At 69.3% G+C, this 13,781-nt stretch carries 22 protein-coding genes; 17 read left to right on the top strand and 5 right to left on the bottom strand.

Annotation, left to right across the window (positions count from 1 at the left end; genetic code table 11):
* The first annotated feature begins 143 nt into the window (after positions 1–143).
* The 7 genes from JMF86_RS33110 to JMF86_RS33080 all read left to right on the top strand — a co-directional run bounded on the left by JMF86_RS33110 (position 144) and on the right by JMF86_RS33080 (position 4,866).
* Complete coding sequence (locus JMF86_RS33110) at positions 144–548, top strand: BON domain-containing protein (RefSeq protein WP_027806753.1); 405 nt, start codon at positions 144–146, stop codon at positions 546–548.
* A 30-nt stretch (positions 549–578) separates the two neighbouring features.
* Positions 579–1,607, top strand: coding sequence for an SDR family oxidoreductase (locus JMF86_RS33105; RefSeq protein ID WP_012336603.1), 1,029 nt, complete (start codon positions 579–581; stop codon positions 1,605–1,607).
* A gap of 27 nt (positions 1,608–1,634) precedes the next feature.
* Entirely contained in the window at positions 1,635–1,934 is a 300-nt protein-coding gene (locus JMF86_RS33100) for a DUF2795 domain-containing protein (RefSeq protein ID WP_011545574.1), read from the top strand.
* 61 nt (positions 1,935–1,995) lie between these two features.
* Positions 1,996–2,562: a hypothetical protein gene (locus tag JMF86_RS33095; protein WP_077179486.1), complete on the top strand. Its 567-nt coding sequence runs from the start codon at positions 1,996–1,998 to the stop codon at positions 2,560–2,562.
* A gap of 126 nt (positions 2,563–2,688) precedes the next feature.
* On the top strand, positions 2,689–3,546 hold the full coding sequence (locus JMF86_RS33090; RefSeq protein WP_077179509.1) for an SDR family oxidoreductase: 858 nt from the start codon (positions 2,689–2,691) through the stop codon (positions 3,544–3,546).
* A 34-nt stretch (positions 3,547–3,580) separates the two neighbouring features.
* The gene (locus JMF86_RS33085) at positions 3,581–4,195 is read left to right on the top strand and encodes a DUF4142 domain-containing protein (protein WP_201317320.1); all 615 of its coding nucleotides are present in this window, start codon (positions 3,581–3,583) and stop codon (positions 4,193–4,195) included.
* A gap of 59 nt (positions 4,196–4,254) precedes the next feature.
* Positions 4,255–4,866 (top strand): hypothetical protein, encoded by a 612-nt coding sequence (locus tag JMF86_RS33080; protein ID WP_011545570.1) that lies wholly within the window; start codon positions 4,255–4,257, stop codon positions 4,864–4,866.
* A gap of 94 nt (positions 4,867–4,960) precedes the next feature.
* On the opposite strand, the gene JMF86_RS33075 is transcribed toward JMF86_RS33080, so the two are convergent.
* On the bottom strand, positions 4,961–6,253 hold the full coding sequence (locus JMF86_RS33075) for an Nramp family divalent metal transporter (RefSeq protein ID WP_201317319.1): 1,293 nt from the start codon (positions 6,251–6,253) through the stop codon (positions 4,961–4,963).
* Entirely contained in the window at positions 6,250–6,918 is a 669-nt protein-coding gene (locus tag JMF86_RS33070; protein ID WP_201317318.1) for a UdgX family uracil-DNA binding protein, read from the bottom strand. The genes JMF86_RS33075 and JMF86_RS33070 overlap by 4 nt, the downstream gene beginning before the upstream one ends.
* Before the next feature lie 233 nt (positions 6,919–7,151).
* On the opposite strand from JMF86_RS33070, the gene JMF86_RS33065 reads away from it, so the two are divergent.
* Positions 7,152–7,631: a response regulator gene (locus tag JMF86_RS33065; protein ID WP_201317317.1), complete on the top strand. Its 480-nt coding sequence runs from the start codon at positions 7,152–7,154 to the stop codon at positions 7,629–7,631.
* Between the two features lie 121 nt (positions 7,632–7,752).
* Here JMF86_RS33065 and JMF86_RS33060 read toward each other — a convergent pair whose 3' ends face one another.
* The 3 genes from JMF86_RS33060 to JMF86_RS33050 form a co-directional block, all read right to left on the bottom strand.
* Positions 7,753–8,235 (bottom strand): PRC-barrel domain-containing protein, encoded by a 483-nt coding sequence (locus JMF86_RS33060; RefSeq protein WP_006498342.1) that lies wholly within the window; start codon positions 8,233–8,235, stop codon positions 7,753–7,755.
* Between the two features lie 92 nt (positions 8,236–8,327).
* The gene (locus JMF86_RS33055) at positions 8,328–8,759 is read right to left on the bottom strand and encodes a CBS domain-containing protein (RefSeq protein WP_011545563.1); all 432 of its coding nucleotides are present in this window, start codon (positions 8,757–8,759) and stop codon (positions 8,328–8,330) included.
* 91 nt (positions 8,760–8,850) lie between these two features.
* Positions 8,851–9,105 carry a hypothetical protein gene (locus tag JMF86_RS33050; RefSeq protein ID WP_011545562.1) on the bottom strand — a complete coding sequence of 85 codons (255 nt, stop codon included), beginning with the start codon at positions 9,103–9,105 and terminating at the stop codon, positions 8,851–8,853.
* Positions 9,106–9,272: 167 nt separating this feature from the next.
* Between JMF86_RS33050 and JMF86_RS33045 the strand changes: the two genes are divergently transcribed.
* The 9 genes from JMF86_RS33045 to JMF86_RS33005 form a co-directional block, all read left to right on the top strand.
* The gene (locus JMF86_RS33045) at positions 9,273–9,578 is read left to right on the top strand and encodes a hypothetical protein (protein WP_011545561.1); all 306 of its coding nucleotides are present in this window, start codon (positions 9,273–9,275) and stop codon (positions 9,576–9,578) included.
* A 122-nt stretch (positions 9,579–9,700) separates the two neighbouring features.
* Positions 9,701–10,024, top strand: a complete 324-nt coding sequence (locus JMF86_RS33040; protein ID WP_374039687.1) for a hypothetical protein — start codon at positions 9,701–9,703, stop codon at positions 10,022–10,024.
* On the top strand, positions 10,021–10,332 hold the full coding sequence (locus JMF86_RS33035; RefSeq protein WP_201317316.1) for a hypothetical protein: 312 nt from the start codon (positions 10,021–10,023) through the stop codon (positions 10,330–10,332). The genes JMF86_RS33040 and JMF86_RS33035 overlap by 4 nt, the downstream gene beginning before the upstream one ends.
* Positions 10,333–10,380: 48 nt before the next feature.
* Positions 10,381–10,695 (top strand): hypothetical protein, encoded by a 315-nt coding sequence (locus JMF86_RS33030; RefSeq protein ID WP_175682208.1) that lies wholly within the window; start codon positions 10,381–10,383, stop codon positions 10,693–10,695.
* A 59-nt stretch (positions 10,696–10,754) separates the two neighbouring features.
* Positions 10,755–11,264: a DUF892 family protein gene (locus JMF86_RS33025; protein ID WP_074807180.1), complete on the top strand. Its 510-nt coding sequence runs from the start codon at positions 10,755–10,757 to the stop codon at positions 11,262–11,264.
* A 232-nt stretch (positions 11,265–11,496) separates the two neighbouring features.
* On the top strand, positions 11,497–12,930 hold the full coding sequence (locus JMF86_RS33020; RefSeq protein WP_012336617.1) for an RNA polymerase factor sigma-54: 1,434 nt from the start codon (positions 11,497–11,499) through the stop codon (positions 12,928–12,930).
* Positions 12,931–13,002: 72 nt separating this feature from the next.
* A complete protein-coding gene (locus JMF86_RS33015; RefSeq protein WP_011545556.1) occupies positions 13,003–13,191 on the top strand; it encodes a DUF3008 family protein in 189 nt (62 codons plus the stop codon).
* A 46-nt stretch (positions 13,192–13,237) separates the two neighbouring features.
* On the top strand, positions 13,238–13,399 hold the full coding sequence (locus tag JMF86_RS33010; RefSeq protein WP_006767422.1) for a DUF1328 family protein: 162 nt from the start codon (positions 13,238–13,240) through the stop codon (positions 13,397–13,399).
* A partial coding sequence (locus JMF86_RS33005; RefSeq protein WP_074807183.1) for a DUF3022 domain-containing protein occupies positions 13,396–13,781 on the top strand: 386 nt, incomplete at its 3' end. The genes JMF86_RS33010 and JMF86_RS33005, both read left to right, overlap by 4 nt.

Raw genomic sequence — 13,781 nt, 5'->3', positions numbered from 1 at the left:
TGCCGAAAAAATTACAACGCGTTGGATGAAAGGGCGTCTGATCGCGGTGGCGCGCTGGCATCCGGCGCACGCGGCGCGGCACGCGACTTGCGCGCCTCCCGTTCACCTGCCGGCGTGTCCGGCTTGACGAAAAGGAGGTCACGATGAAGGTATCCCCGCTGCAAGCCCGCCCCCCGCGAATCCGCCGTCAACGCGCGCTGCGCACCGGCATGGCGGTCGCGATCGCCGCGGCCGCCGCGTGCATGGTCGTCGCGCCGAACGCGGTCGCCGCCGGCGACGACGGCGCCGCATCGTCGTCGACGTCGTCGTCGCATTCGAGCACCGGCACGAAGATCCGCGACGCGACGATCACGACCAAGGCGAAGGCCGAACTCGTCGGCACCAGCGGCCTGTCGGCCGGCGACATCCACGTGAAGACGCGGCACGGCACCGTGACACTCACCGGCAGCGTGCCCGACGAACAGCAGCGCACGCAGGCCGTCAGCGTCGTGAAGCAGGTCGACGGCGTGCAGGGCGTGCGCGACCAGTTGACCATCCGGCCCAAATAACCGCGACGCGACCGTAACAGGAGTCCAGCGATGAACTGCATGCTCAAACCGGTCGGCGAACAGACGATCGTGATTACCGGCGCGACGAGCGGCATCGGGCTCGTCACCGCGCGCAAGGCGGCACGGCGCGGCGCGAAGCTCGTGCTGTTCGCGCGCAACGAGGAAGCGTTGAACACGCTGTGCGAGGAAATCCGCCAGCACGGCGGCCTCGCGGTGCCGGTCGCCGGCGACGTCGGCAACGTCGAGGATCTGCAGCGCGCGGCCGCGGCGGCGGCCGACACGTACGGCGGCTTCGACACCTGGATCAACAACGCCGGCGTGTCGATCTTCGGCACGGCGGCCCAGGTGCCGCTCGAGGATCAGCGCCGGCTGTTCGACACCAACTACTGGGGCGTCGTGCACGGCTCGCTCGTCGCGGCCGACCATTTCCGGCGCAAGAGCGATTTCCACGGCGGCGCGATCATCAACATGGGCAGCGAGGCGTCCGACGCGCCGGTGCCGCTGCAAAGCGCGTATGTCGCATCGAAGCACGCGGTGAAGGGTTTCACCGATTCGCTGCGGCTCGAGATGGAAGCCGATCATCTGCCGGTGTCCGTCACGCTGATCAAGCCGGCCGCGATCGACACGATGTTCGTGATGCACGCGAAGAACTACATGAACGTCGAGGCGAAGCTGCCGCCGCCGATCTACGACCCCGATCTGGTGGCCGACGCGATCCTGTTCGCGGCCGCGCATCCGCGCCGCACGCTGTTCGTCGGCGGCGCCGCCAAGTTGACGTCGGCGAGCGCGTACCACGCGCCGCGCCTGTTCGATCGCCTCGCGGCCACGCTGTTCTCGCGCGGCCAGCGCACGGTACGCCCCGCGCGGCCGCGCGACGACAACGCGCTGTACGACTCGCGCCACGCGCTGCACGAGCGCGAAGGCATGGAAGGGCCCGTGCTGCGCAGCTGTGCGTACAACTCGGTGGTGCAGCGGCCGAAGGTTGCCGGCGCGGTCGCGCTCGGCGCGGCGGCGCTGGTGTTTGCCGCGTTCGCACGCGCGCGCCGGCAGTCCGCGTGATTTCGTTCATTTTCCAAGGAGGCTTTCATGACATCCCGACAACATACGGGCCACGAATACAGCCACTCGCGCGCGCACGAAGGCGAGCGCACGCAGCAGGACCACGACAAGGGCGGCCATCAGACGGGCCACGGCAAGCCGCCGAGCCCGGTCGACGTGCAGAAGGCGCTGAAGGGAATGGACTACCCGGCGAGCAAGTCGGACGTCGTGCAGTGCGCGGAACGCTCGCATGCGGACCCGGCGGTGCTCGACATGCTGCGCAAGATTCCCGAGCGCGAGTACGACACGCCGGCATCGGTATCGAAGGAACTCGGGCGGCTGATGTGAGCGTCGCCCCGTCGCGCCGCGTGCTTGTGCGCGCGGCGCATCCATCACGAGGAGCACGACCATGGCGATGATCGTCGCAGGCCGTTTCACGACGTTCGATGAAGCGGAAGGTGGGGCGCGTCACCTCTACGAGCGCGCGTTCGGGCCGGACGACGTGTCGATCTTCTTCCTGAACCCCGGCGGCCAGCACGCACGCTTCCCGATCGGCGGCGACGTGTATGCCGACACGGCGGCGAAGCCCGGCGGGCGCGGCGCGATGGTCGGCGCGATCCGCGGGCTGCTGATCGGCGTCGTCGTCGGGCTGATCGCTTATGCGCTCGGCCTGCACTACTGGTTCGTGCCGGCCGCCGCCGCGCTGGCCGGCGCCTATCTCGGCGCATTCGGCGGCGCGCTCGGCCGCATGCGCGGCGAGCAGGCCGAAGGCAAGGGCACGCTCGCGCAGAGCGAGACCGGCGTGATCCTCGCCGCGCGCGTGACGCCCGATACCGCGACCGCCGCCGAAGACGTGCTGCGCGCGACCGGCGCGAAGTCGATCGAGCGCGTCGAAGGCGACTGGCAGGACGGCGAATGGCGCGATTTCGATCCGGTGCGCCGGCCCGACGAAGCCCCGTCCGGCGGCCCGCGCTGACCACGCCTTTTTCCAAGTGCTTGCAACGCCAACCGTAAAAACACGGCCGCCGTGCGCGGGCCGGCGTGCGCCGCGCGCGGCACGCCGTTTGCGCAGCATCGGCGGCACCCGTTCAAGGAGGAACCCATGACCACCGCACAGACTCCCCCGCCGCAGAAACAGACGCAGCAGCCGGGCATGGAGCGCGACATGCATCCGAAGCCGCGCGACGAGGCGGCCGACTACGTCGGCAGCGGCAAACTCGCCGGCAAGGTCGCGCTGGTGACGGGCGGCGACAGCGGGATCGGCCGCGCCGTGGCGGTCGGTTTCGCGAAGGAGGGCGCGGACGTCGCGATCGTCTACCTGGAGGAATCCGACGACGCCGCGCACACGAAGCAACTGATCGAGCAGGCCGGCCGGCGCTGCGAGGCGATCGCGTGCGACGTCGGCGATCGCCGGCAGGCGCGCGACGCGGTCGCCCGCACGGTCGAGCGGCTCGGCCGGCTCGACGTGCTCGTGAACAACGCGGGCGAGCAGCATCCGCAGCCGGGCATCGAGGACGTGTCCGAGGAACAGCTCGAACGCACGTTCCGCACCAACGTATACGGGATGTTCTTCTGCACGCAGGCCGCGCTGCCGCACATGAAGGAAGGCGGCCGCATCGTCAACACGGCGTCGGTCACCGCGTATCACGGCAGCCCGAAACTGCCCGACTACTCGGCGACCAAGGGCGCGATCGTCGCGTTCACGCGTTCGCTGTCGATCGAGCTGGCCGAACGCGACATCCGCGTGAATGCGGTCGCGCCGGGGCCGATCTGGACGCCGCTGATTCCGTCGACGTTCACGCCCGAGCAGGTCGCGAAATTCGGCTCGAACGTGCCGCTCAAGCGGCCGGGCCAGCCGGACGAACTGATCGACTGCTACGTGCTGCTCGCGTCGGACGGCGCGAGCTACATGACCGGGCAGACGCTGCATCCGAACGGCGGCTCGATCGTCGGCGGCTGATGGCCGTTTCCACGCAAGCACCAGGAGAAAGCAGATGAGACAACCCAACTGGACGATCGCGGCGCTCGCCGCCGGCGTGCTCGCCGTGTCGGGGCTCGCCCGCGCGCAGATGCCGAGCGAGCCGCCCGCGTCGAATGCGCATGTGCCGGGCGGCGTGATCAACCCGTCGTCGGGCGCCGGCGCCGCCGGGGACCCCGGCATCGCGAAAGCGCCGAAGGGCACCGACGCGGAGTTCGTCGACAAGGCCGCGATGGCCGGCAAGGCCGAAGTGCAGGCAAGCCAGCTCGCGCTGAAGCAGGCGCAGTCGGCGGACGTCCGGGCGTTCGCGAAACGGATGGTCGCGGATCACGGCAAGGCGAACGCGAAGCTCAACGAAATCGCCGCGCGCAAGGGTATCAAGCCGCAGGTCGAACAGATTTCCGACCCTGACGTGGAGGCGCTGCGCGGCAAGAGCGGGCACGACTTCGACGCCGCGTATCTCGCGGCGGCCGGCCCCGACGCGCACCAGAAGGCGGTCGCGTTGTTCGAAGACGAAGCGCGCGACGGCAAGGACGCGCAGCTGCGCGCGTTCGCGAAATCCACGCTGCCGACGCTCAAGCATCACCTGAGCATGGCGCAGACGGTCGCACGCAAGGTGGGCACGCAATAACGCGTGCCCGGTTCCACCCCTGGGCCGCCCAGGCGGCCCGCTTTTTCGGAGAAGCAGTCATGGCCCAACGGCAATCGAAGCACGAAGGTATCCTCGAACTGCTCTGCCAGGCATACGAGACCGAGCTTGGCGGCGCGCAGATCTACGAGGCCGCGCTCCAGTGCGCGACCGACGAGGACCTCCATAAGGAATGGGAGAAGTATCATCGCGAGACGCTGCATCACCAGGAGGTGCTGCGCAAGGTATTCGAAACACTGGGCCTCGATCCCGATGCGCAGTCGCCGGGGCGCGCCGCGGTGGCGGCGACCGGCAAGTCGCTCGTGCAGGTGATCCAGCAGGCGAAGAAGCAGGCCGACCCGGCGGTCGCGCAGGTGGTCGCGGCCGAGTGCGTGGTGCTGGCCGAAACCAAGGACCACCTGAACTGGGAGCTGATCGGCTACGCGGCTGATCAACTGCCCGACAGCGATGCCGCGAAGGCGCTGAAGGCCGCGCACGACGAGGTCGAGGCCGACGAGGACCATCACCTGTATCACACGCGGGGCTGGGCGCGCGAGATGTGGATCGAGTCGATGGGCTTCAAGGCGGTGCTGCCGCCGCCGGAGGAAGTGAAGAAGGTGGAGTCCGCGGCCGACGCGGCACGTGCCGAGCGCTCGCGCGGCAAGATGATGTAACACCCGGGCGGGCGTGCCGCGCGCGGCGCGGCCGCCCGCTTGCCGGTCCATCAGGTCGCGTACGCAACCTTCCGCACGCTCCTGCTTCAATCCCTCACGTCAGTACATCGACGATCATCGTCACTACCGACACGGCCATCAGCGCGACCGCCAGCCAGCCGAACACTTTCGATACCGGCCCGCTACCGGGCTGGCCTGCCGCATCGCGCTGTTGCGACAGCAGCATCACCAGCACGAGCATCGGCACCGCCGCGACGCCGTTGAGCACGGCGCTCCAGTACAACGCGCGGATCGGGTCGATCGGGCTGAAGCAGATCGCGATGCCGACGATCACGCACAGCGCCAGCACCGTGTAGAACGCGGGCGCGCGCCGCACGGGCTCGTTCAGCCCTTCGCGAAACCGCCACGCTTCCGCGCAACCGTAGGCGGCGCTGCCCGCGAACGCGGGAATCGCGAGCAGCCCGCAGCCGACGATGCCGAACGCGAACACCAGGAACGCGGCTTCGCCGGCGATCGGCCGCAACGCCTCGGCGGCCTGCGCGGTGCTGCCGATGTCGTGGCGGCCGTGCGCGAAGAACACGGCCGCGCCGATCACCATGATGCAGAACGACACCGCGTTGGTGACGATCATGCCGGTCCACGTGTCGAACGTGATGCGCTGTTCGGTCTCGCGGCGCGAGTTGCGTTCGCCGTTCTGTTGCTCGGCCGTGGTTTCCTCGACTTCGAGCGCGGCCTGCCACACGAACAGGTACGGGCTCAGCGTCGTGCCGAGCACGGCGACCGCGGTGGTCGCATAGTCGTGCCTGAAGGCGATGTGCGGCAGCACGATCGCGTGCAGCAGGTCGCCCCAGTCGACGTGCACGAAGCCGAGTTCGAGCACGTACGCGATCAGGCCGAGCGTCATCCATTTGATCCAGCGTGCATAGCGTTCGTACGACAGCATCACCTGCAACGCGAGCGATGCGATTCCGTAGAGCGGCGCATACCAGTAGCTGCGGCCGCCGACGACGAGCGCCGTCGCGTCGCCCATCGCCGCGAGATCGGCGCCCACGTTCACGACGTTGACGATCACGACCATCACGATCAGCATCTTCGCGACGCGCTCGGAATAGTGCTGACGGATGCCGGCCACGAGCCCTTCGCGATTGCGGCGCCCGATGAACGCCGACGCGAGCTGCACGGCGACCATCATCGGCAGCGTGACGACGATCATCCACAGCATGTTGAAACCGAACTGGCTGCCGGCCTGCGCGTAGACGGCGACGTTGCTCGGATCGGCATCCGACGCGCCCGCGAGCAGGCCGGGGCCGAGCCGCCGATACCACGGTTTCGCGGCGGCCGGCGGCGCCTCGGCCGCCGGCTGCGCGTCTTCGTCGAGTCCGCTCATCCGGCATCCCCGTGCGCCGGGCGCCCGCCGCCGTGGCGCCGCTCGCGGGCGAGGCGCGACGCGGTGCGCAACGCGTCGACCAGCGTGCGGTATGCATGCTCGCGGGAATCGGCGCCGCGCGTGCGCAGCACGTACGAAGGGTGATAGGTCGCGACGACGAGCCGGCCGTCCTCGGTGCGCACCGGGGCGCGCGTGCGCTCCAGCGTCGCGTCGTTGTCCTGCAGCACCGCGCGCAGCGCCGTCGCGCCGAGCGCGACCACCACACGCGGCTGGACGGCTTCCAGTTCGCGTTCGAGCCAGTAATGGCATGCCGCCACTTCACGCTGCGCGGGTGTCTTGTGCAGCCGGCGCTTGCCGCGCGGTTCCCATTTGAAGTGCTTGACCGCGTTCGTCAGGTAGACGTGCGCGCGTTCGATCCCGGCTTCGTCGAGCGCGCGATCGAGCATGCGGCCGGCCGCGCCGACGAACGGCAGGCCTGCACGGTCCTCCTGGTCGCCCGGCTGCTCGCCGACCAGCATGATCGGCGCGTCGACGGGCCCGGCGCCCGGCACCGGCTGCGTCGCGTGTTCCCACAGCGCGCAGCGGCGGCACGCGTCGAGCGTGGCCGGGGCATCGTCGTCGGGCGTCGTCGTCGGTGCCTGGCGGTCGAGCGTTTTGCGCGTCATGCGGCATCTCCGGCGCAGGCCGAACGGACGGTACGCCGCCGTCGCGCGGAACATGTCGGCGCTCGGGTTGTCGCACGCGCAGAGGGAAGCACACCGGACGAGCGAAGCCGCATCGTGCGCATGAAAGACTCCTGTGTCGACGATGCGAGCAAGGCAGCAACCGGCATGCCGCGTGCAGCCGGCATGGGCGCGCGCCTTGCGTGGCAAGCCGGTCCAACGACAGGAGAAGCACGATGCAACTCGAACCCGGCGACGATCCGGCCGCCGACGACGTGCTGCTGTGGCGTGCGCCCGACAGCGTGCCGCGCCGTCCGCGCCGCGTGCTCGTCGTCGACGACTATCGCGATGCGGCCGATGCGCTGCGCCTGCTGCTCGAGGCGCGCGGCTTCGAGTGCCGGGTCGCCGACGATCCGTTCGCCGTGTGCGACGTCGCGCGCGACTGGCAGCCGTTCGCGGTGGTGCTCGACATCGCGATGCCGGGCCTCGACGGGCTGCAGCTCGCGGCGCGGCTGCGGCGCGATCCGCAAACGTCGGACATGCTGCTGATCGCGTGCAGCGGGCTTGCGTCGCGGCGCGATTGCGAACGGGCGAAGGAAGCCGGCTTCGACGCGCACTGCGCGAAGCCGCTGACGCCGCACCGGCTGCTGGGCTACCTCGAATCGGCGAGCGGCGGCGCCAGGAAGCCGGACGGGGACGTTACACGACCCTTGTAAAAAGGCTGGCGGTGCGCCGGGTGCGGCGTCGGCCGCCAAAACGCGACCACAAAAAAACGCCCCGCGGGGCGGGGCGTGTCGAACGGAAGCGCCGGCGAACCGGCGCCGCGTCAAGGTGCGGTCAGTGACGGCCGCGCGTGCGCGGATCGTCGAGGTCTTCGGTCGGGTCGGTCAAGCCGAGCTCGTCGCCGGCACTCCAGTACGGCGTGCTGCCGTAGAACTCGTGCAGCGGCTCGGCCCATTGCGGATCGGCCATCGCCGGCCAGTGGTCCTTGTCGAACCCCGGCGCATTGCGAATCCGCTCGGACGATACCGACAGCAGGAAGCACTTGCGTTCGGTATCGAGCGTCAGCGCGCTCCACGGAATCGCGTGCAGCTTGTCGCCGATGCCGAGAATGCCGCCGCTCGACAGCACCGCATACGCGATGCGGCCGGAGCGCACGTCGAGCATGATGTCCTTGATCTTGCCGACATCGTCGCCGTCGGTCGTATAGACCTTGTCGCCTTCCAGCGTATCGGCCGCCATCACGTCGGGGCCGGGGCCGGCCGCCGTCGCGGCGCCCTTGCCGATGATGCGGGTCTGACCTTGATCGGGAGTCTGCATGGTTTCCTCCAGGCTGTGTGGGGCGCGACCGTGCCCGGGGCCGGGCCCTGCGGGTCGCGCGGGTGGGCGGGGCGAAGCGGAAAACCGCTCCGTCACGTCTGTTTCGGTTGCGACACGCCTTCGAGCGTGTTCGCCACGTCGTCGCGCTCGGGGCTGGCCGTGCGCGTTGCGATGTCGGCGAGCGACAGCATGCCGACCAGTCGCTTGTCGTGATCGACGACCGGCAGCCGGCGCAGTTGCGCGTCGGCCATGTAGTGCTGGATCTCGTCCAGCGAATCGTCGTCGAAGCACCATTCGATCGGGCCGGACGCGACCTCCTGGATGCGCGTCTCCGGCGGCTTGCCGGCCGAGATCGCACGCACCGCGAGATCGCGGTCCGTCACCATCCCGACCAGCCGGTTGTTGTCGCACACGGGCAGCGCGCCGATGTCGTAGCGCTCCATCAGTTGAGCGGCGTGACGGATCGAGTCGGTCGGTGCGATCCGCACGACGTCCTGCGACATGATTTCGTTGACGCGATGCATGAATTTCTCCTTGGCAGTCAGGTAAAGCGATGTGCCGGTGCGGCTGCCGTGTTCCAGCAAACCGCATGCCGTGCAGGCGTGGTTCGTCTCGTCACTTCTCGTCGCGTTTGCGTTTGTCCTCCGCCGGCCCGTCGTCGTGCTTGCCGGGCGGCGTGTCGGGCTCGATGCGCGTGACGCCGCCGGTCGCCGGCGGGTCGCTGGCCGGAAACGTGTCCTCGAGTTGCTTGTCGATATGACGTTCCGAATGGCGCGTATGGGTGCGGTCCTGGTCCTTCAGCGGCGGCTGCGGGTCGGGCTGCCGCTCCTGCGCCGGTGCGTCGCGGCCGTGCCGGGTCGAATCCTTCATCGCGGTACTCCGTATCGGTGACGAGGAGCCGCCTGTGCCGCAACCTGCGTTCCCGGCCCGCGCGCCCGGCACGCGACTTGCCGCTGCGACGGCCACGACCACGACGACGACCATGACGACACAGCGCAACAGGGTGCCTGCTGCGCGCACACCGAGCGGGAGGCAGGATGACGATTCCGAAACGACGACCAGGGGTGCGCTACGAGATCAACGTATGCGGCGGCGGATTCGATTCGGTGAAAAGCCATTTCGATACGTGGAAGCGCGAGCCGCTGATCTACCGGCCCGAGCGCCGGATGTTCGAAGGCAAGGCCGACGTGCGGCCGCTCGGCGACGAGACGTTCGGCGCGACCGAGCCCGCGCGCTTCGCGCTGCAGCGGGCGTGCGAGCCGTCGGACCCGTATGCGCTGGCTGCACGCGTGCGGGACGACGGCCGCGAGCTGTGGCTCGTGATGGCCGCCTACGACGCGTAGCCGCGCGCTTGCAAGATTTGCAGCGAACGGTGTAGCGAAGGCATGGCGACTGGCGTTCGACCGCACGCCTGCGTACCGATTCCCGGGCGATCCCCGCGTGACCCGCGCCTGCGGCGACGTGAATGGACGGCACGCGGCTTGCGAATCTTCGCTACGCGGCCGTCGCGCCGATCCCGACCCGAACCCGCAACGATGGAATGCCGATGAAACACGAACCCGCGCAGTGGCTGCAACGACCCGAACCGCCGTTCCCCGACATCGAGCCGGACCCCGAGCCGCCCGATCCCGACGACGTGCCGCCGGACTTGCCCGAACCGTACCGGGAACCGGAGGGCGACCCGCCCGGGCATGCGCCGCCCGAACGCGACCCGCCGTCGCGCGAGCCGCCCGTGCGGGCGTGGCGGGTGGGCGCGCCGCCGCTCATGCGAATGGAGGATGTGCGATGAGTATCCGCTTGAAACCCGGCATGCTGCGCGACATCGCCGAGACGCTCGGCCGTCATTTCGAGGCGCGCGCGATGCCGTTCCACGTCGAGGAGCAGCCGGCCGGCGCACTGCATATCGGCTTTCGCGTCGACGGCCATCCGGCGTCGCTGACCGTGACGTTCGACGCCGACGCGTTCGCCGCGCTCGAACGGGCCGACGTCGACCGGCAACGCGGCACGCTCACGCGCGTCGCGGCCGAATTCGACACGATGATGGCGCGCCGCGCACCGACCGCGTACGCGGGCGATTTCCATTTCAACCGGCTCTGAGCCGCGCCGCACTGGCCGGCCCGGGGCAGTCGATTCACGGAGGACTCGATGAACACGATCCAGACGATACGCGTGGGCGCCTGTGCGTTTGCCGCCGCGTGCGCGCTGGGCGCATGCACGCAACCGACCAATGGCCCGTACGGCACGCGCGGGGCGCCGCCCGCGCCGCCTGACGGCCGTGGCGCGCAGTCGACCACGACGATGCCGGACGCGAATACGCGCTACGACCCGCGTCCGTCGCCGGGCAACACGATGCCGCCCGGTACGAGGGTCGACGTACCGGTCGACGTGCCGCCGCCGGGCCCGAACGGCGCGCAGGGCGACCAGCCGCTGCCGGGCACGCCGCCGCCGATGCAGTACTGATACGACGCGCCGCGGCGCCGCGTCACGGCATGCCGCCCCGCGACGGCTGGAGGAACGCGATGGCGAATCAGCACGAACACCTGGAGGACTGGCTGCGCGATGCCTACGCGATGGAGCGCCAGGCCGAGACGATGATCGACGCGCAGATGAAGCGGGTCGGGCACTACCCGCAGTTGCAGGACCGGTTACGGCAGCATCTCGACGACACGCTCGGTCAGCAGGCGCTCGTCGAGGCGTGCCTGATGCGGCTGGGCACGTCGCCATCGGCGACCAAGGATCTCGCCGCGCGCATTGCCGCATACGGCGAGATCGCGAGCGGCATGCTGGCGGACGACGAAGTGGTGAAGACGGCGCTGGCCGCCTATGCATTCGAGCAGCTGGAGATCGCCGCGTACACCGCGCTCGTCGCGGCGGCGCAGGCGGCCGGCGAAGAAGAGATCCGCGCGTGTTGCGAGCGGATTCTCCAGCAGGAGCGCGGCATGGCCGCGTGGCTGCTGCGCCATCTGCCCGAGCTGACGACGGCGTTTCTCGATCGTTCGGCGGTGGACCGCATCGACGCGAAGCGCTGACGGCGCGGCCCTCGAGCGGCTTCCGGGACGGGGCCGTTTTCCGTGAGCGAAATACGTGCCCCCTAACTTGCCCCCGGCTTGTAAAAAAGCGGCTCTCGCACATGGCGAAACGGGGCGCGAACCCCCGAGAACCGCGTCGCCGCGCGCTTCGCGCGACTGGCACGGAAGCTGCATGACGTCCGGTAGAAGACATACCCGCGAACCCGCGAACCGAACCGTCAGGAGGCTTTCGATGCCCGTCTCGCTTGCGCTGCAGATGCGACAGCATCTCGCACTTACGCCGAGGCTTCAGCAGTCGCTGCGGCTGCTGCAGTTGTCCTCGCTGGAGTTTCAACAGGAATTGCGTCAGGCGCTCGACATGAACCCGTTTCTCGAAGACGGCCAGGGCGACGAGGACACCGCTGCCGGCACGCCCGAGCAGCCGACCGAAGCGGCCGCGCCCGAAGCGGCGCCCGAGCACGACGACATTCGCCCGCCGGACGGCGAGGTGCCGTTTACCGCGGCGCCCGCGCCGCGCGGCACGAGCCGTCAGGGCGACGACACCGACGGCCTGTCGCCCGGCGAATGGATCGCCGCCGAACCGTCGCTGCATCAGCAACTGCACGATGCGCTGCGGCTTTATCCGCTCAACAAGCGCGACCGCGAGGCCGCGCGCCTCGTGATCGATGCGCTGGACGACGACGGCTACCTGCGTCAGGAGCTGCCTGAACTGCTGGTCGCGGCCGATCCCGCGTGGCTGCTGTCGGAGCAGGATCTCTCGGTCGCGCTGCGGCTCGTGCAGATGCTCGACCGGCCGGGTATCGCGGCCCGTTCGTTGTCCGAATGCCTGGTCTTGCAGCTCGATGCGATTCCGGCCGGCACGCCGGCGCTCGCGGAAGCGAAGGCGATCGCGCGCGAGCATCTGGAGCGGCTCGCGCGCCGCGAGACGGCCGAGATCCAGCGGCGCCTCGGCTGCAACCAGCAGACGCTGCACGCGGCCTGCGCGCTGGTGCGCGGGCTCGACCCGCGCCCGGGCAATCACTACGGCAGCACGCGCGGCGACTACGTGGTGCCCGACGTGATCGTGCGTCAGGTGCGCGACGAATGGATCGTCACGATCAATCCGGCCGTGCTGCCGCGCGCCCGCCTGCACGAGCGCTATGCGACGCTGTTCGCGCAGTCGAGCGGCGAGCGCGATTCTCCGCTCGGCCAGCAGTTGCAGGAAGCGCGCTGGCTGATCCGCAACGTGCAGAAGCGTTTCGACACGATCCAGCGCGTCGGCGAATGCATCGTCGCGCGGCAGCGCGATTTCTTCCGCTATGGCGAGATCGCGATGAAGCCGCTGGTGCTGCGCGACATCGCGGAAGAGCTCGACCTGCACGAATCGACGGTTTCGCGCGCGACCGGCAACAAGTACATGGCCACGCCGCACGGCACGTTCGAGTTCAAGCATTTCTTCCCGCGCAAGCTCGAGGCGGCCGGCAAGGGCGTGTGTTCGGCGTCGGCCGCGAAGGTGCTGATCCGCGACATGATCGCGGCCGAGCGGCAGACCGATCCGCTGTCCGACGTCGCACTCGCGGAGAACCTCGCGGGCCGCGGCATCCTTCTTGCGCGCCGCACGGTGACCAAGTATCGCCAGGCGATGAAGATTCCGCCGGCCGACCTGCGGCGCCGCGACGCCGCGTGACGGCCTCACTGTTCCAACCCCGCGCGTGCCGTCTTTCGCGTCGGCTCGCGCGCCAACGAGAGGAGCGCAATCATGCCAGCCAAATCCCAGGCCCAGCAGCGCGCCGCAGGGGCCGCGCTGTCGGCCAAGCGCGGTGACACGAAAATGAAGGACCTCAAGCCGCCGTCGAAATCGATGGCCAAGTCGATGAGCGAGAAAGAGCTCGAGAAAATGGCTTCCACGCCCACGCGCGGCAAACCGAAACACAAGCACGATGCGTGAACGGCGCCGACGTTTAGTGACGACTGCTGTCATCCAGGAGGGTTCCATGCTTCGATACGCCATCATTTTCTTCATCATCGCGATCATTGCCGCCGTGTTCGGCTTCGGCGGCATCGCGGCCGGTGCGGCCGAAATCGCGAAGATCCTGTTCTACATCTTCGTCGTGATCTTCCTGGTCACGTTGCTGCTGGGCGTCGTGCGACGATGACGGTGATGCCCGACCGGTCGCAGCGCGTCGCGGAACTCGAGCACGCGCTCGCGATCAGTTTTCCGTCGCAGTCGACCGTGGTCGTGCATGCGGACGACGCGTCCGGCCGGCTGACGATCAACGTGTCGTGGGTGCGCGTGCCGTCCGACGAGGACGCGCGCCAATGGCGCTGCTCGGTCGACATGCGCTTCGATGCGGACGTGATCGAACGCTACGCGACGCTCGACACGGCCGACCGGCTGCGCGTACGCACCCAGCTGTGCGACCGCGCGCGGCGCGCGGTGGACGAGCACAAGCCGCGCGTCGAGGATGCCGCGATCGAGTGCAACGTGGCACTCGACGTGACGGCCGTCGTGTTCGACGCGGCGCTGCGCGCGCCCTG

It is taken from the genome of Burkholderia sp. E168m15 (assembly GCF_016586105.1).
Classification (GTDB): Bacteria; Pseudomonadota; Gammaproteobacteria; order Burkholderiales; family Burkholderiaceae; genus Burkholderia; species Burkholderia orbicola.
This window is presented reverse-complemented; position numbering and strand designations above follow the sequence as displayed.

Bases quoted from the DNA above. Each gene is read 5' to 3' on its own strand.
- JMF86_RS33110 (WP_027806753.1), top strand. From the start codon at position 144: ATGAAGGTATCCCCGCTGCAAGCCCGCCCCCCGCGAATCCGCCGTCAA.
- JMF86_RS33105 (WP_012336603.1), top strand. From the start codon at position 579: ATGAACTGCATGCTCAAACCGGTCGGCGAACAGACGATCGTGATTACC.
- JMF86_RS33100 (WP_011545574.1), top strand. From the start codon at position 1,635: ATGACATCCCGACAACATACGGGCCACGAATACAGCCACTCGCGCGCG.
- JMF86_RS33095 (WP_077179486.1), top strand. From the start codon at position 1,996: ATGGCGATGATCGTCGCAGGCCGTTTCACGACGTTCGATGAAGCGGAA.
- JMF86_RS33090 (WP_077179509.1), top strand. From the start codon at position 2,689: ATGACCACCGCACAGACTCCCCCGCCGCAGAAACAGACGCAGCAGCCG.
- JMF86_RS33085 (WP_201317320.1), top strand. From the start codon at position 3,581: ATGAGACAACCCAACTGGACGATCGCGGCGCTCGCCGCCGGCGTGCTC.
- JMF86_RS33080 (WP_011545570.1), top strand. From the start codon at position 4,255: ATGGCCCAACGGCAATCGAAGCACGAAGGTATCCTCGAACTGCTCTGC.
- JMF86_RS33075 (WP_201317319.1), bottom strand. From the start codon at position 6,253: ATGAGCGGACTCGACGAAGACGCGCAGCCGGCGGCCGAGGCGCCGCCG.
- JMF86_RS33070 (WP_201317318.1), bottom strand. From the start codon at position 6,918: ATGACGCGCAAAACGCTCGACCGCCAGGCACCGACGACGACGCCCGAC.
- JMF86_RS33065 (WP_201317317.1), top strand. From the start codon at position 7,152: ATGCAACTCGAACCCGGCGACGATCCGGCCGCCGACGACGTGCTGCTG.
- JMF86_RS33060 (WP_006498342.1), bottom strand. From the start codon at position 8,235: ATGCAGACTCCCGATCAAGGTCAGACCCGCATCATCGGCAAGGGCGCC.
- JMF86_RS33055 (WP_011545563.1), bottom strand. From the start codon at position 8,759: ATGCATCGCGTCAACGAAATCATGTCGCAGGACGTCGTGCGGATCGCA.
- JMF86_RS33050 (WP_011545562.1), bottom strand. From the start codon at position 9,105: ATGAAGGATTCGACCCGGCACGGCCGCGACGCACCGGCGCAGGAGCGG.
- JMF86_RS33045 (WP_011545561.1), top strand. From the start codon at position 9,273: ATGACGATTCCGAAACGACGACCAGGGGTGCGCTACGAGATCAACGTA.
- JMF86_RS33040 (WP_374039687.1), top strand. From the start codon at position 9,701: ATGGACGGCACGCGGCTTGCGAATCTTCGCTACGCGGCCGTCGCGCCG.
- JMF86_RS33035 (WP_201317316.1), top strand. From the start codon at position 10,021: ATGAGTATCCGCTTGAAACCCGGCATGCTGCGCGACATCGCCGAGACG.
- JMF86_RS33030 (WP_175682208.1), top strand. From the start codon at position 10,381: ATGAACACGATCCAGACGATACGCGTGGGCGCCTGTGCGTTTGCCGCC.
- JMF86_RS33025 (WP_074807180.1), top strand. From the start codon at position 10,755: ATGGCGAATCAGCACGAACACCTGGAGGACTGGCTGCGCGATGCCTAC.
- JMF86_RS33020 (WP_012336617.1), top strand. From the start codon at position 11,497: ATGCCCGTCTCGCTTGCGCTGCAGATGCGACAGCATCTCGCACTTACG.
- JMF86_RS33015 (WP_011545556.1), top strand. From the start codon at position 13,003: ATGCCAGCCAAATCCCAGGCCCAGCAGCGCGCCGCAGGGGCCGCGCTG.
- JMF86_RS33010 (WP_006767422.1), top strand. From the start codon at position 13,238: ATGCTTCGATACGCCATCATTTTCTTCATCATCGCGATCATTGCCGCC.